Raw genomic sequence first — 16041 nt, 5'->3', positions numbered from 1 at the left:
GATAAATCATAAGCAATACCTTATAAAGCATTATTTAGGAAATAGCGTCACATAAAAATGGCCTTAGAGACTGTGGAGGTCAACAAAGCTATGTTTGTATAACGCAGAAGCCAGTACCTATGATCATAAGAGAGCGTAAACCATATCTAACTAAACCCTGTCGCCAGAGCCTTTACCTAATACGGTTTGAATAATGTATTGAAAGTACAATTTAGTACTCAACGTCTGAATCATGCGTTGATCCCACTCCGCGAGTTTTTTCGGTGTCGACATGTCGATATCATTGATTTGAGCTAGTCCGGTTACGCCAGGCCTTACCGCCAGCACGCCTCTCGACTCTCTTTCATTGATGAGCTCTTGCTGGTTAAACAGGCATGGCCTTGGACCAACTAAACTCATTTCACCTTTAAGTACGTTGTATAACTGAGGCAGTTCATCAAGCTTGGTCTTACGCAGGAATCCACCGAGCTTAGTCACTGAACTCGCTCCAACTAAATGGGTCGCAACAGATTTTGTTTCCACTGGCATAGTGCGGAATTTAACTAAAGTGAATGGCTTTTTGTTGCGACCAACTCGGGTCTGAAAAAAGACAGGAGAACCCGTGTCAAAGTAACCAAGGATACAAATAATGAGAAATGCTGGCCAAAGGAACAGCAAACCAAAGAAAGCAAAAATAAAATCGAACAAACGAATCAAAATATGTGTCCTATCAAATTCGGATTGAAAACGTGGGGGCACTATAAGCACCACTAATCAATAAAGGATACCTGAAAAATTTATGGACAAGAAAGCCATAAACTACCTAAAACGCATCAATGCGACTTCAAGTAAGCTTCTACGGTTCTTTTGATCCCTTGTTCAAAACTTACAGGGGGGTTCCATCCCAATATCTCTTTCGTCAAACCTATATCCACTTGGAGGTTGCCGCATATTCTTTGCGCTATGTGCTGTCTATTTAAAACTGACGATCCAGCTTGTATCCAAGACATTGGGATTGGAATTAATCGCGGTGATTTCCCCATAGCATGAGCGATGGTTTGCATCAATTGAGTTGTCGATACATCCTGATCATCAGAAGCTAAGAAGGTATAGCCCGGAGCTGAAGGGTGCTCGCAACAAGTTAGTATCAAATCGGACAAATTATCCAAATAAACCAAGCTTCTCTGGTTCTTTATAGCACCAAACGGTAACGGAATGCCTTTATCAATCAAACGCATCATAGATAAGAAATTTGCTTTGACGCCAGGCCCATAAACTAATGGAGGCCTAATGATAACCACTTCTAGCCCTGTCTCTTTTGAAAGCTTAGCCAACTCAACTTCAGCTTCATACTTGCTCAAACCATAAGGGTCTTGCGGAGTATTCTTTAAATTCGGTTCAAAGGGTAAATTTGGCTCACTGAATTCACCGTTAACTTTAATAGAGCTGACAAATACAAACCTTTTAACGCCCGCTTCAGCGGCTTGCTTCGCTAGGTTCAAAGTGCCAAGGGTGTTGATATCTCGATAGGCAGTTAAAGCACCTTGCTCACTCTCATTCATTTGATGCACTCGAGCAGCACAATGAACAACACAATCCACACCTTCGAATGCACCAGACCAATCGGTACTCGAATCAATAGAAGAAACAGCAAAGCTATTAACGGCCAAGTTATTAACAAACTGGCTATTAACAAACAAGCTATTAGGCTGTATTTGTGCCGCTTTTCGCACTACAGGCACAACTTCCCACTGACACTCTTGTGCTAAATTCGCAACGCGAGAGCCGACAAAGCCCGTACTACCAGTGACTAATAATTTCATAATACAAAAAAGCTCTACATATTGAATAAAAAACAAGCAGCATCAACAGCAAAACTACTGAGCAACACAGAACCATCAATTACGACTAGCTTACCGCACTTAAGAGCATTAAAATATCGCAGATATTAAATTACTCAGCTACAGCTTGTAAGCCTGATTGAGAACAGTTACCAAGGAATATAATGATTAAGCCGATACGCCTTATCCTCAATACTAAACGAAAAAATAAGCGTTTGATCAGTATTGGCTACGACATATTCGCGATAACTATATCGGTTTATTTAGCTATAGCTTTAAGGCTAGGCACATACACTTTTGAACTGGGTTTAGATGAATGGGTAACACTATTACTCACCATTTCGGTGACTATATTTAGTTTCGCTAAACTCGGGATGTATAGAGCGGTATTACGCTACATGATGTTTCCTGCGGTCGGGAACATATTTCTCGCGGTGTTTATATCATCGCTCACCTTAGTCTTGAGCGGATTCTTCTTTCATACCTTCATCCCCAGAAGTGTCCCTTTTATCTATGCTGGGTTAGCCATACTGACATTAGGCGGGCCAAGAATCATGATCCGCTCTGCTTATGACCAAGTTTTTAAACGAAAAAAGCCCAATGTGTTTATCTACGGGGCTGGCGCAACAGGGCGAGAACTCACATACGCTCTGATCCATGGTGATGAGTACAACCCTGTTATTTTACTCGATGATGATCCTAGTAAAAGAGGCAATATCTTCTTTGGATTAAAAGTCCATCATCCTAGTGAATTTGAACACCTTCAATCTCTGTACCAGCCAGTAAAACTGTTGCTTGCGATCAACAATATCAACAAAGGTAAGAGATTAAGACTTGTAGAAAAACTGTCTAATTGGCCTATCGCTATACAATCCGTACCGTCAGTGGAAGATATCGCTGCAGGCAAAGCAACGGCGACCGAAGTAAAAGATCTTGATGTTGCTGATCTATTAGGTCGAACACCGATTACCCCAGATAACAACTTATTGACTAAGAATATATTCGATAAGAATGTCATGGTTACCGGAGCCGGAGGTTCAATAGGTTCTGAACTGTGCCGTCAAATCATAGCTCAAAAACCAAAAACACTGGTCTTATTCGAGTTAAATGAATATAACCTTTATAAGATCGAACAAGAGCTCAATGCGACCAAGCATAACCTTAAAAGCCAAACTAAAATTATTGCTGCACTAGGCTCAGTTCAAAGACAAAATCGCCTTGAAAAGCTAATGACAAGCTATGAAGTTGACACTTTATATCATGCCGCAGCCTATAAACACGTACCTCTAGTCGAAGACAATGTCGTAGAAGGGATCCGAAATAATGTTTTTGGGACATTATCCTGCGCGCAAGCTGCAATAGAATGTGGTGTTAAAAATTTCACTCTCATTTCTACAGACAAAGCCGTGAGGCCAACGAATGTAATGGGAGCCAGTAAAAGAATGGCGGAGCTCGTTCTTCAAGCTCTGGCAGACAAAGATACTCAAACGACCTTTACTATGGTGAGGTTCGGTAATGTTTTAGGCTCTTCTGGGTCCGTTGTACCGCTATTCAAGAAACAAATTAAAGCCGGTGGTCCCGTCACCGTTACGCATCCAGACATCATCCGCTATTTTATGTTGATTCCTGAAGCGGCGCAGCTCGTCATTCAAGCTGGCGCCATGGGTAATAATGGCCAAGTGTTCGTGTTGGATATGGGAGAGCCAATTAAGATCCTAGACCTAGCAAAACGCATGGTGCACCTGATGGGAATGAAAGTGAATCTTGGTTCAAGTTCGGATGAAGGCGATGTTGAAATCAAGTTTACAGGCCTGAGGCCTGGTGAGAAGCTATATGAAGAGCTTCTTATTGGGGACAATGTTGAAGGAACCAGCCACGAAAAAATCATGACGGCAATGGAAAGTATGCTTAGTTGGCCTGAGATGCAAATACTATTGAACGAGCTAGACCAGTGCTGCCATGATTTTAATGTAGAGTGCATCAAGCGTATTCTACTCGATGCACCGACTGGATATAAGATTAATCATTAATTAATCGTTTGATGAGAATAGCATTTTGCTGACAAAAGTTTTGATTAATCGGATTCAATTGAATGTTTGTAGTCTTTCTTTCTAGATCAAAATAATCAGCATCACCCAATAATCGCCTCAATTCAGATAAAAAATCTGTGAAACAAATAGGTTTGGGGCCTGGTGTATAACGATCATAATCTAAAGAAAATCCCACTTCTGATTTGTAGTGCTCCAAGTCATATGGTAAAAAAATGATTGGCCTGTCTAACAACAAATAATCGACATAAATACTTGAATAGTCAGTTATTAACAAATCAAAACTAGGTAGAACCTCGTTAATATCTTCTTGGTCATCTTTAGTCAAAAGCTCCACATGACTTAATTCAGATAAAAAGGTTTCGATACTCTCTTCAAAATTTGGATGGAGCCGAATGTATATAGTTAAATTATTTTCCTTTAAAAAAGCATCTAATACCTTAGCGTCGAAATCAGAAAAAGGAAATATTTGTGTGCTAGAGAATGGGCGCCAAGTTGGCGCATAGAGAACTTTCTTACGGGGCTCAATACAAGGTTTTAAAGCTTCAGAAGACATAAATACATCATTTCTTGCCAAACCAGCCCGGAGAACGCGTTTAGCCCCAATTCCTAAACACCGTTCCCAATTTTCATCAAAAACCTTAGAAGTTGAGAAAAAGTATGAAAAGTTGTATTTAACTATATTATAGTAAATGCTTTTTTTTAAACTTGGATATTTCTCCGATAACCCTACATTTTTCAAAGGTGCTCCATGACTTAAATGAACAATAACTCTTCTGAACCTAAGAAAAAAACCGCCTACAGGGGTTTCTATAGAAGATGTAATCCAAGTATAACTTAGCAGAACCTTAAAAAATCCGGAAAATGTATAAGTGCTAATAAAGTAATCTCCATATTTCAAGGATAGTTCTTCGCGCTTTTCTTTATCATTAACGACATACATTACATTAAAATCGTCGGCATAATGTTGAATAAAATATAAAAATAAGTACTTAGAAGAATGGTTAAAATGACAGTTAAACTCAGAAGAAAACACTATCCACTTCTTTTTCCTAGGTGCAAACAAGAAGAGTAAAGAAGGCACTAGCCCCAACAAAACAAGAGAAACTCTGACTATTGCATATTTATTTACATTGTTCATGGCATTCGATTACTGTTTAATACTTTAATTTTTGAAAGTGAGGAAAACATAGCTTTTATTGAGTTATTTGTAAGTCTGGATAAAAGTAGTAACAACAATGCTGACATAACCGGCAAATCAAACTTCATAAAAACAAAGAAAACAAGAAAGAAAGTAAACAAGAAAAACACACCACTAAAAATATTTAAAGCTTGTGGTATAGTGACTTTCATTTTTTCTTTAAGTTTATACTTACTATCAGTAAATAAAAAATATTGAACAATAAAATAATAGATTACAAAACCCAAAAAAAACAAAAAAGCATATTCGTAGGAAAGGCTCATAAAGACCAAAAAAGAAATGCACAGCATAACCAAACTTGATAGCACATCGATATAAGGGGTATACAACTTCCTTATAAATTTAATACTCATGCCATCAAAGTCTTTAGTTCCTTGCAACTTAAGCTTTTCAAGATTGAAAGCTCGCGAGTAGTAAATTTGAATAACCAAATTTAAAATATAGAGCAGTGATGTAACAAAAAGAATTAATGCAATATAAGCATTTGTACCTAACTGCTCCTCTATCTCTTTAAACATCCCCACCTGACTAGTTCCAGATATCAGCAAAAAGATCTTTAGAGGCAAAAACATAACCAACATATTGGAGAATTTCCCTGTAAATCTTAGCGTTGATAGCAATATTAACCTTACAGAAAACCTATTTCTAAATAAAGAAAACAACTTTGTGATAAACACCCAGTCTTCATATGCTTTAATAACGAGCGTATTAAGCCGCGAAACCATTAAATTGCCTTAGTTATCTCAATAATTTCAGTTGTAGAAATCGAAGGGGTACGAGGGAAATAGACAACTTCACAAATATCTGAAAACTCATCAAAACGCCCTTTCCAATCATCTCCCATAGCAAGTATATCGGCACGATAAAATTCGATATACTCGCGTTTTTTCTCTAGAGAGTGCTCAAAGAACACCTCATCAACAAAGGAAAGTGATTGTACAATTTTCATTCTATCATCTTGTGAATAAACCGGATTTCTTTGCTTTTTATTAAAATTGAGCTGGTCAGTTGATATGCCTACAATCAAAGTATCACCTAATGATGCACAACGCTCTAATATGTTCACATGACCAACATGAAAAATATCGTAAGTACCAAACGTTATAACTCGTTTACTCATTGCAGATTCCTATCTTTTTAATAACACGATTGGAGGAACTTCCGTCCTCGTATGGATTATACTTTAAGTTAAACTCATCATGAGATACTTTCTGAACACTAGATTCGACTAAGTTTAATCTTAAAGTATTCATATCATAACATATCTTACCCGGTAATTCTGAATGAACATCTAAATAAAATCCGCGATTTTTCTTACTATACTCATCAAGGTCAGGCATAAAAAATAGAATAGGACGATTTAAAATAGCATAGTCGAAGAATAAGCTCGAGTAATCAGTAATAAGAAGATCAGATACTAACATCAAATCATTTACGTCATTATAATCAGAAACATCTTTAAACTCAGAGGCTTTCTCACTCAAATGTGTAAAGTAGTGTCCTCGATACAAAAATACAAAGTCATCTAGGCCGTCAATAAATTTAGGATGGTCAAGTAAATTAACTAACATATGTTTCCCCGTATCTGAAGAAACGTTATTATCTCTCCATGTGGGAGCATATAAGACTATCTTCTTCCCTTCGGGTATATTGAGCTTATTTCTAATTTTTTTTAGATAATACTTATCGTCAGCTCGATTTACCAAACTATCATTTCTTGGGTATCCGACTTCGACAATCTTCTGATTATCTAGCCTAAAAGATGATGAGAAACAAGTCGAAGAAAACTTACTTGGAGACAAAAAGTAATCTAGTCTTTTTGACTCGTTTTTATAAGAAGCTTTTAAAGCTCTTAAACTAACCTTTTTATTTAATCCTTCATTGATATCACAGCCAATTTTCTTTAATGGTGTCCCGTGCCAACATTGGATATAAATTTGATTTTTTTTCTTATGGATTTCATATGGTAACCTACAATTAGAAATCCAGTACTTAGCTCGAGCATAAGCTGAAAAATACTCTCTACTTTTAAACTTAACGAACTTTGTGTTTGGGTCTTCAAGTATTTCATTAGAACCAGATGTACTATTCACTACCCAAATAAACTTTAGCTTTCTATCTTTTTTTAACTCTTCATATAGAGCGAAAGGGGAATCACATATATTTTTCCCACTAAATGACTCCATAACTATTAAGTTTTCTTGAACTTTTAATCTTCTAGAGTAGACTCTATACAAGTTACAGGAAACAATTCTATACCCTCTCCTCAAAATAGAATCAAGCACTCCAAACTTAGATAAAAACTTAACCAAAAGAAACTTAATTTTCATTGCAATCAAACTCTTCATCAATGGAGGAACAAAACCTATTGAAAGAATCAGGGGTATCAGGGCCGAGAGACTCTTCCTTAATCATGGCTCTCTGACTGTATAAGTAATCGTCTTTAGAAACCTTTGAGAAAAGTTCAATAAAATCATCATCTATTTGGTATATGTAAGCAGCTTTTGTAGTCTTGAATTCATTATTAAATCTATCAACAGGTATGGATGACGGATTAGTTACAAAGAAAGGCTTATTAGTTTGTAAATAATCATTCATAACGCTAGAGATATCGGTCACCAGAAAAGAACTTAAGTTCATAAGATCTAAAATGTCTGCACTTTCCTCTACAGTTCCATTTTCTGAAGTTCGAACCAAGCCCATAAGCAGAGAAAGTTCTTCTCTATACTCTCTTTTGACATGACCTGTTAGAGGGTGAGGCTTAAAGATAAATTGCGTACCGCTGCTTATCAGTTGATTTATCAGATTTTTGCCATGACTTATAATTGAACTATAACAAGCGTTTTCATCAAACCCTTCCCATGTAGGAGCATATAAAACTAAGTTTGGTAATGATAAAGAGTTATCCAATTTAATAGATAACGGTGGCCTTCCTATTAAACGGCAACGCTCCTCTGAAACATTAAACCCAGCATCTTCCATTCGGGTTTTAGCCATGTTTCCTGCTAAATACCAAATATCATATGCATTTAAAAACCTACTAGTATTAACTATTTTATCACTTTCGCCATGATTTATGAATATGTGTTTAATATCAGTACGCCTCATCATTTGGGCATTCTTAATGCCATTTGCTGGATAAAGACATACCTTAGTACTAGAAGATATTAGCTGTTCTACATCTATCATTCTTTTTGCATAAGCGAATGGTAAATTAGTTTTAGTACTACTATTCAGCCAAAACTTTTCCCTAGCTACAACTAACACTCTTCTGTTTAGCTTTTCCAGAGTACTGATCCATTGCTCTAACTGATAGTTTCCGCCCTTCACGCCACAAACATACATAATTACTTCTGGATCATATTCAAGAATAAATCTTTTAGTCTCAGAATCTTGGGAGCATGAACTAAATATGTGATGGTAATAAATTGTTACTAGAAATGGTAACACTGATAAAGCTACCATCAATGAGGAAAATATTATCAAGTCATAAAGATAAATAGCATAAAGTGAAGGTGTCAGTACTCTAAGATAAGGAGTAAATAAGCTGACAAAGTGATTTAATTTGTCAGAAAAATTAGATAGCCCATTTATATAACAAGTACTATTTCCAACATGATATTTATTGGAAAGACCAAAGAGTATTATGGATGTTTCAATAGCAGCAGCAATCATAAACCCAACATCGTCCATAACGTATATAGTGCGTACAACTACAAATATTGGGTACCCTTTCACCCACAAATATTTAATTGCTTTATTCTCAAAAACAAAAACAGCTTCAATAGCAAGAAGAAAAAACAAAAATAAACTGTTATCTTTAGCTATAAAAAAAGCAATAATATTTAATAACAAAAACAATAACAAGTAAAACATATCGCGCATATAAACACCAAACTATATAGCTAAAATTTAGTCACTTAAATAAAATCTATAACACAGCAAAAAATATTTTCAAAAGCTTCTCATTATTAATTTTTGCTTGTAGACAACTTCTTTTTTTATGTTTTCGACAGTCTGATTATAGTTATCAGGGGCCACAATTACTGAGTTGATCGTCACAACATCGTTACACTCTTTTTCATAACCGCTTCTAAAATAGTTACCGATTGGAGAAATTGCATGTAAGTAAAATTTAACACCGTAAGCTGCTGCAAACTCTGTAATAAAGGATGAAATACCGATAACAGTATCTAATTGAGGTAATATTCTGCTTAATGTGTCAAAATCGTTCCTAATATCAATATTTCCGAAATATTTCACATTATATTTTTCACAAATTTCTTGCTCATAATTAGTAAGATTTGAAGCAAGAGAAAAGAACTCTATCTTAGGAAACTCTTCGAATAACGGAATATAATCATCTAGTGATAAGTAATGCCTATACCTTGTATTTGTAGTCAAGCTACTAGACCAAAGTATTCCCACTTTAATCTTGTCTGAATCGAGTGGGATTTCATTTAAATGATCACAACTCAGAAACCTACCTTTTCTCTCTAGTAAAGGGTAATCATTCCAAACTAAAGATATATATTCATTTAACATACAAATAACATCAAATTCATCCGATATTTCCAGAACTTTATTATCTATATATTTCCCTAATACACGACATGATACATTCGTACTTTGTCCTGCGTAGACATCTTCAAAAGGAATTTGATCCCACTTACGCCTAACCGGAAGAAAGCTTATATTTTTAAAGTTTTTTGAAAAAATATTTTCCAATCTGGGATCACAGGTTACAGTGGCGTTAATATTATATTTATCAATATAAGAATAGAACTCAGACATTCTTAGCTCATCACCAACACCTTCCTCAGCTATTATCAACACTTTTTTATTCGATAAATCCTTGATTGATTTTTGTTGTGATAATACCTGTAATGGGAATCTATTTTTTAATGAACGATTTAAAGGCCTTTGCTGCTTTAAATTATAAGCTTGTGAGTGTAGTCCTCTAGCAAACAAATATTGAAACGACTCAGTGTCAACACTTTTATTCATACCATCTGGTAGTTTCTTAGAATAAGATGATACATTCCTATTTCTTAACTTTAAATATAGGCCAATCCTTGAAGCATTACTATAATTGATGCAATCATACATTTCCTTATAAGCATTTACATAAGAATGATTCATGACAATACATTTCTTAAAGCAGCGAATAGCAGCGTCATGAGCATCTCTTGATTTATATATCAGCCCCTTAATATAGCAACCTTCTACTGAAGTTAAATTTAAAGTATCACCTAGTACAACTTCAGCACTGACATAGTCATGCAGACTTAAAAACACCATCAATAACTTGTGACTTGTATTTTTCCTTTTCAAATCCTCCAATGCCCAATGTTTAATTTTTCTTTCTAGTAAAGAAAAATCCTCAGACGTGGACGAATAAACTGAACAAAGGTTTGCAACGACCGGGGATAGTAATGCATCGCTAGAAGTTGCATTGATAAGAGCTTCGATTTTCGAGTAATTGCCACTTTCCCATAAGTATTTCAACCTAAAAGCCACAGATTGAGGTGCTTTCGGAAAATCCCTAATAAATAATTTAGTATACAAGTCTAGTTCTTTATTATCGTTGGACTGAAAAAAATAGTTAATAACGACTTGATATACATCGCTTGTGAAAATCAACTCATCTTTTATTAAATTTATAAGATATTTAGCCTCTTCAAATCTCTTCATCTCTATATACAAGCGAACTTTAAAGATGATTAGATATTTTCTAAGCAATAAGTCATATTCGGAAACCAGAAACTCATCAATTAAATTACATAATTCTTCATAATCCCCTATAGAATATAAAATTTTCAACTTGAGTTTTATTATTCTTTTTTTATACTTTGAATTCTCAAGGTCATCTTTCAAATGCTGGGAGTAAATAGTATCAGCATTAAAATTTCTATTTAGTTTATTTTCAATTTCAGCTAATTTAAGCCAATGTTTTGTTTTCTTTTTCTTAATCCTCAATAAGTGATATCTAGCTTTAGTCAAATTACCATCAGATTCAAAACACAATGCCAATCTATAATTAGTTGTGCTAACATTTCCTAAGCAATAAATGTGATAAGCAGTTAAGTAAGACTTGAATTGTATAGCTTTGTCAAACTCAATCTGTTGAGGATTATCTTTTTTGTTATTACTTTGGAGCCTTAGATTTCTCCTAAGCCTATTAACGATATTTCTTAAAACTTTTTTTCTACTCACTGAAAACCTATTTGTTTTATAATAATACTAAAGTGAAGTTTAAACGCATATCTAAAACAGTAATAATTAACATCAATTCCTAGATATAAAATTTGAGATTTTTTTCAAATTACTAAGATTTGCTATTTCTTCTGCTGGTATCTTTAACTCAAAGAAATTTTCAAGTTCCATAATAAGGAGCAAGTGCTTGAATGAGTCCCATTCAGGCACACTATCCATAGATACTTCAGAAAAGTTTAGAGATGTCTTACTAACAATTCTATTAAATATGGCAAAAATTGAACTTTCAAAGCCTTTATTGTTAGTTTTATTATTGAAACCGAAATTAAAATCTCTTGGATACTGTTCTATAAATTGAAGGGTACCCAGTTGTTCATGTTTTACTGTAACAAAAAATCTTTTTTCGAAACCAAAGTGTTCAATTGGTGACAATATAACGGAAGAAATATCATCACCAGCACTATTGATTATAGAATCAACACATGGGACCGTATAACAAGGGTAATAAGCACCACTATCAATATGAAACGAGTTCCCCATAAAAGGTTTTTCTACTTCATGATTTGGTGAGACTACTTCGATTACACCTTGATCCTCCAACTCAACGTATGCATATGCGATATTCGAGTTACTAATCGGTCCTCGAATAATTTTACTCCCCGGTATTGATAGCAAAGAGTTTATTGTCGCCATTATATCTGACACATAGATGCTGCTATGATTAGTATAAAGCACCGTACTAAATATATTTTTCATTTTTATTAACCTAAAGTTTCCAATCTATACTTGTTATTTCTGATTCAGGTGGCAAATTACCTTCGCTAACTTCATACACCCACTCTCCATCTTGATGTATAAAACCACAATCTTCATACAGATCTTTCACCGGAATATTTTTATTACTAGGCTTAAAAGAGCCTACTAATTTATAAAAACCGTTTTCAAAAGAATAATTAATTAACTTTGATATTATTGCCTTTTCTATATCTCTTCCCATAACACGACATGACATGACAAAATTGTCTATGATACAGACATCGTCTTCAAGATAGAGCACTAGAGCTGCAACACCTTCAAAATCTTTGGAGTATTTGTCTTGTGCTTTGACGTGTAATATTTTTTTCGAATCACTCACTCTCCAATCAATTAATTGCTGCTTAGTGTAGCGAGTCGTTGTCGTATTAAACTGATTTGTTTTACTAAACAGTTGTAAAGTTCGATCGAAATTGTCATTATTTATATTTTCAACGATAACTTTAATTTCAAGACTTTTGAGGAACTCTACACGGTCAGTAAATGATGTTTCAGTTCTTTTGATATCAACTCTTTTTTTATACAACTCTGCTCTACGTTTATCAGATTCATTTACTTGCTGTACATATAGTTCAGGCAACTTAGATATAAATTGATACCATTCAGCAGGGTCTTCAGGTAACTCAGGAACAAAAACATCTGGTGTATTAGCTCTCACTTCAGCTCTTTCTGCCGGGTTATCATCGATAAAACAAAATGATTGAAGACCTAAATTAAGTTCAGAAGATAATTCTTTAATATTAGACGATTTAGGAGACCAATTTATTTTCCAGCTTACAAAGTCATTCTGCTTTAAAAGCATTTCTGGGTGACTTTCAATAGCTTCTAAAGCAACAGATTTAGTATTCTTACTGCAAATCGAGAGTAAAAAACCTCTTTCTTTCAGAGATAGGAATAGTGATTGCAAATCTTTATATATATTCCCTGGGTAATCTCCACCTAACGAAATACCATCGATACCATCATCTCCAATAACACCTTTCCATAAAGTATTGTCTAAATCTAAAACTAAAACTCGAGCAGTCAAAGAATTGGAAGACAGGATACTACCTACGATCACTTGGCTATACTGATTTAAGAATTCACTATTAAATGGACCTCTCGCCAAATACCAATACTTATCAGAAAATGACTGCCCTTCTGAAGAGACTAAATGCGAGTAAGGTAATACTTCAACTATACCAGTTTGCTTTAGAGCATATAGTCGAGCATTCCACTTCTCAACTATATTTTTTAATTTTGAGTTACTTTCTTTTTCCGAGCCTGATAAAGGAAAACTCTTCTGTATGGCAAAATCAGCCACAAAAACTTTATTACCTCTTTTAGCAATAGAAGTAATAAATAAAATATACTCTTCAATCCTTGTTTCTGCGGAAAGCATAGATGTTTCTGTGATCGGTTCATATATAGATAAGAGTAAATCTTCAATTCGCTCTATGAAGCAGTATACCGCTGATGGATCATTAGTCTTGAGATCTTTATCATTCAACAAATCAAGGTTGTACTGACCAAAATTACTTTTTTGCGCTTTATAAGGAAACACTGCATAGAGCTCTTGCTTCTTATTTAGGAAATCTAAGAGGAAATCAGTGTTGTGAGATGCAAATAAGTACAGATCAGGTTTCAAAATTGGTGAGTTTTCTGGCCAAACATGTTTAATGTAACGCACGTTTCTTTGAGTTGACTCAGCACCAGGAGGAAGAGGACACTCAATAAACCCAAATTTTTTGTGTAACAACCATACACCATCATTCCCCTCAACAACATCTCCATAAATTTCATGAAGTTTAAGTATGGTGCCTGCATAGTGTAATGCTGCTTTTTCAGCTTCCATCCAGGCTATTGTTTTCTTCTGTCCGTCTAGTGATGCATTGTCAAGATAAAAGCCCCACCACGCAGTTCGAACATCGGTATTAATTCGATTAAAAATAATAAGACCAATCGGTACATTTTCAGACTCCAGTACTAATAACTTTCTGTCATCTGAAGACATCGTGTTATTCCACCACTTAGAATGCTCTTCCTCTTGAATTATATGATTTGTTAGCATCACAGCCCTAACCTCGAGATGATTTCGCCATTTAAGCACCGTCCACTTATCATCGTTTGTTGCTTCTCTAACACTATAAGTCATATTATTTACTAATCTCTTCTAAATGTTGTACTACCCGTAACGCACCTTTTCCATCGACCAGTCTCTCACAGCAAAGGGCTTGCTTATAAAGTGAATGAGGGGCACCAGTCAAACTCTTATAAGCTTCTGCGTAATCCATAGAACTTAAATGTTGATTTGGTCCCATGTAGTTGTGACCATTTATTTCACTCAAGTCACGAGCTACTTGCTCTTGGTTTTCCGCAACAGAACAAACTATAGCAGGTATACCTAAAGCACATCTCTCCCAAGTGGTCGCACCTACAGCGCCGACAAACAAATACGCAGATGATAGAAAATCAGTCATATTTTTCACTTGTATATGAACTGAACATCTATTTTTATATTGCTCAACTAGTTCAATTATCTGTTTTTTATTTGGGTTATTTTTACCGATAATTACACAAAAATGGTCCTGTGTATCAACGCTAAGTAAACCATGTAACGCTTTCGTCGTCTCGTTAGTCGCATCAATCCCACCAAAGAAAAGAACCACCTGATGTTGTTCCATTCTTGTCATGTACGGTTGAAGTTTATTTCGCGCAACTGCGAACTCGTCTCTTAATAGCGCAAATTTCGGTCCACATAATTTTGTCACCTGCCCTTTAGTAACGGGATCGTAACGTGTATCTCCCAAAATTGAGTAATTCTGGTCTAAAACAATATCGACATCTAACATACGATCTGCCAAATCGTCGACTTGCATTATTGTTTTGGTCAAAGATTTTAATGTGCTATGCCATCTTGAATCGATAGAGTAATGATCAACTATCAAGCAATCCAAAACATCGCTATTATAATCTGCAAGCTTATCACTGATCGCTGTATAGGATTGATTAATCTCATTTTGATAGCTAACTTCAAGCCAATCTGCATGGGGACAGTGCTCGTTTGTTGTGTATTTATCAAGAGGCTTAGTTAATAACACAACGTCAAAATTTTCCCTGATAATTTCGATCAGGTTCCCGTTTAACTGGCGCACAACAAAGAATACGGAATGGCCTCTTTCCACCAGCTTGTTGGCTAACGTCAACATCCGATAAGAGTGCCCCGTCCCCATTCTCAAGGATGCGTCAACTCTTATAGCTATCAGCACTTAATAGCCCCCGTTAAAAGTTTAGAGACCATTAGCGCATACTCCCAGTCATCAGGAGTATCTAGATCAACAACTCGCTTCCTTGATATGGGAAAAGCAATCGCTCGCTGAGAAAACATTGGAATATTATTCTTATATGCGCTTGGCTTGCCCCAATAGAACTGACCAATATCATGATAACCTGGTTCTAAATCCTGTGAGCGAGTATTAAAGTGTTCCGCTTGGAACATTTCAACTCTATTACCAGTTGTTAGTTTTACCCCCCTTTGGACAGGGAAAGGAAATTCACATACAGGAAAGCAATAGTCAGCTTCAGGCTCTTCAATTAACATTTGGTATGTTGTCTGTATATCACTAACTTCAATAAATGGAGCCGTAGCGTATAAGCAACAAACATAGTTAACTAAAGTTCCTTCCTCCTCAAGCCAATTAACTGCATGTATAATCACATCAGCAGTAGTTGCGTAATCATCAGACACCTCAGGGGGACGGATGAAAGGTACTTCAGCTCCATATCGCTTCGCAACCTCAGCGATTTCCAGATCATCGGTGGAAACGATAACTCTATCAAAACAACCTGACTGGACAGCAGCTTTAATTGAGTAGGCTATTATTGGTATACCGTTAAAATCTTTGATGTTCTTTCTTGGGATTCGTTTACTACCGCCTCGGGCAGGAATGATTGCGATGTTCAT

General features: G+C 35.5%; 13 protein-coding genes. 1 reads left to right on the top strand and 12 read right to left on the bottom strand.

Features of this window, described 5'->3' with window-relative positions; all coding sequences use genetic code 11:
• Positions 1-150 precede the first annotated feature (150 nt).
• Positions 151-699, bottom strand: coding sequence for a sugar transferase (locus AB4371_RS13050; protein WP_372150043.1), 549 nt, complete (start codon positions 697-699; stop codon positions 151-153).
• 113 nt (positions 700-812) lie between these two features.
• Positions 813-1802 (bottom strand): UDP-glucose 4-epimerase family protein, encoded by a 990-nt coding sequence (locus AB4371_RS13045; protein WP_372135407.1) that lies wholly within the window; start codon positions 1800-1802, stop codon positions 813-815.
• A 182-nt stretch (positions 1803-1984) separates the two neighbouring features.
• Here AB4371_RS13045 and AB4371_RS13040 point away from each other — a divergent pair, with 182 nt between their 5' ends.
• Positions 1985-3850, top strand: coding sequence for a polysaccharide biosynthesis protein (locus AB4371_RS13040; protein WP_372149962.1), 1866 nt, complete (start codon positions 1985-1987; stop codon positions 3848-3850).
• Here the strand turns inward: AB4371_RS13040 and AB4371_RS13035 are convergent.
• From AB4371_RS13035 to pseF, 10 genes are all read right to left on the bottom strand, one after another.
• A complete protein-coding gene (locus AB4371_RS13035; protein WP_372149959.1) occupies positions 3840-5009 on the bottom strand; it encodes a CDP-glycerol glycerophosphotransferase family protein in 1170 nt (389 codons plus the stop codon). The two genes, AB4371_RS13040 and AB4371_RS13035, sit on opposite strands and share 11 nt — an antisense overlap.
• Positions 5006-5650 carry a hypothetical protein gene (locus tag AB4371_RS13030; RefSeq protein ID WP_372149956.1) on the bottom strand — a complete coding sequence of 215 codons (645 nt, stop codon included), beginning with the start codon at positions 5648-5650 and terminating at the stop codon, positions 5006-5008. Before AB4371_RS13030 ends, AB4371_RS13035 begins: the two co-directional genes overlap by 4 nt.
• A 143-nt stretch (positions 5651-5793) precedes the next feature.
• Positions 5794-6189 carry an adenylyltransferase/cytidyltransferase family protein gene (locus AB4371_RS13025; RefSeq protein ID WP_372149953.1) on the bottom strand — a complete coding sequence of 132 codons (396 nt, stop codon included), beginning with the start codon at positions 6187-6189 and terminating at the stop codon, positions 5794-5796.
• Entirely contained in the window at positions 6182-7399 is a 1218-nt protein-coding gene (locus AB4371_RS13020; RefSeq protein ID WP_372149950.1) for a CDP-glycerol glycerophosphotransferase family protein, read from the bottom strand. Before AB4371_RS13020 ends, AB4371_RS13025 begins: the two co-directional genes overlap by 8 nt.
• On the bottom strand, positions 7389-8954 hold the full coding sequence (locus AB4371_RS13015) for a CDP-glycerol glycerophosphotransferase family protein (protein ID WP_372149948.1): 1566 nt from the start codon (positions 8952-8954) through the stop codon (positions 7389-7391). The genes AB4371_RS13020 and AB4371_RS13015 overlap by 11 nt, the downstream gene beginning before the upstream one ends.
• Positions 8955-9023: 69 nt before the next feature.
• Positions 9024-11285, bottom strand: a complete 2262-nt coding sequence (locus tag AB4371_RS13010; protein ID WP_372149945.1) for a hypothetical protein — start codon at positions 11283-11285, stop codon at positions 9024-9026.
• 72 nt (positions 11286-11357) lie between these two features.
• Positions 11358-12041, bottom strand: coding sequence for an acyl carrier protein (locus tag AB4371_RS13005; protein WP_372149942.1), 684 nt, complete (start codon positions 12039-12041; stop codon positions 11358-11360).
• 10 nt (positions 12042-12051) lie between these two features.
• Entirely contained in the window at positions 12052-14232 is a 2181-nt protein-coding gene (locus AB4371_RS13000) for an HAD-IIIC family phosphatase (RefSeq protein WP_372149939.1), read from the bottom strand.
• A 1-nt stretch (position 14233) separates the two neighbouring features.
• Entirely contained in the window at positions 14234-15346 is a 1113-nt protein-coding gene (gene pseG / locus AB4371_RS12995) for a UDP-2,4-diacetamido-2,4,6-trideoxy-beta-L-altropyranose hydrolase (protein ID WP_372149936.1), read from the bottom strand.
• The gene (gene pseF, locus AB4371_RS12990) at positions 15340-16041 is read right to left on the bottom strand and encodes a pseudaminic acid cytidylyltransferase (protein WP_372149934.1); all 702 of its coding nucleotides are present in this window, start codon (positions 16039-16041) and stop codon (positions 15340-15342) included. The genes pseG and pseF overlap by 7 nt, the downstream gene beginning before the upstream one ends.

The organism is Vibrio sp. 10N.261.51.A3, assembly GCF_041471965.1.
GTDB classification, from domain to species: Bacteria; Pseudomonadota; Gammaproteobacteria; order Enterobacterales; family Vibrionaceae; genus Vibrio; species Vibrio crassostreae_C.
Note: the sequence above shows the minus strand (reverse complement) of the source record. Positions and strands in the feature narration are given on the sequence as shown.

What these genes read in the sequence shown, in the direction of transcription:
- AB4371_RS13045 (WP_372135407.1), bottom strand. Translation starts at nt 1,802, where the DNA reads ATGAAATTATTAGTCACTGGTAGTACGGGCTTTGTCGGCTCTCGCGTT.
- AB4371_RS13040 (WP_372149962.1), top strand. Translation starts at nt 1,985, where the DNA reads ATGATTAAGCCGATACGCCTTATCCTCAATACTAAACGAAAAAATAAG.
- AB4371_RS13035 (WP_372149959.1), bottom strand. Translation starts at nt 5,009, where the DNA reads ATGAACAATGTAAATAAATATGCAATAGTCAGAGTTTCTCTTGTTTTG.
- AB4371_RS13030 (WP_372149956.1), bottom strand. Translation starts at nt 5,650, where the DNA reads ATGTTGGTTATGTTTTTGCCTCTAAAGATCTTTTTGCTGATATCTGGA.
- AB4371_RS13025 (WP_372149953.1), bottom strand. Translation starts at nt 6,189, where the DNA reads ATGAGTAAACGAGTTATAACGTTTGGTACTTACGATATTTTTCATGTT.
- AB4371_RS13020 (WP_372149950.1), bottom strand. Translation starts at nt 7,399, where the DNA reads ATGAAAATTAAGTTTCTTTTGGTTAAGTTTTTATCTAAGTTTGGAGTG.
- AB4371_RS13015 (WP_372149948.1), bottom strand. Translation starts at nt 8,954, where the DNA reads ATGCGCGATATGTTTTACTTGTTATTGTTTTTGTTATTAAATATTATT.
- AB4371_RS13005 (WP_372149942.1), bottom strand. Translation starts at nt 12,041, where the DNA reads ATGAAAAATATATTTAGTACGGTGCTTTATACTAATCATAGCAGCATC.
- AB4371_RS13000 (WP_372149939.1), bottom strand. Translation starts at nt 14,232, where the DNA reads ATGACTTATAGTGTTAGAGAAGCAACAAACGATGATAAGTGGACGGTG.
- pseF (WP_372149934.1), bottom strand. Translation starts at nt 16,041, where the DNA reads ATGAACATCGCAATCATTCCTGCCCGAGGCGGTAGTAAACGAATCCCA.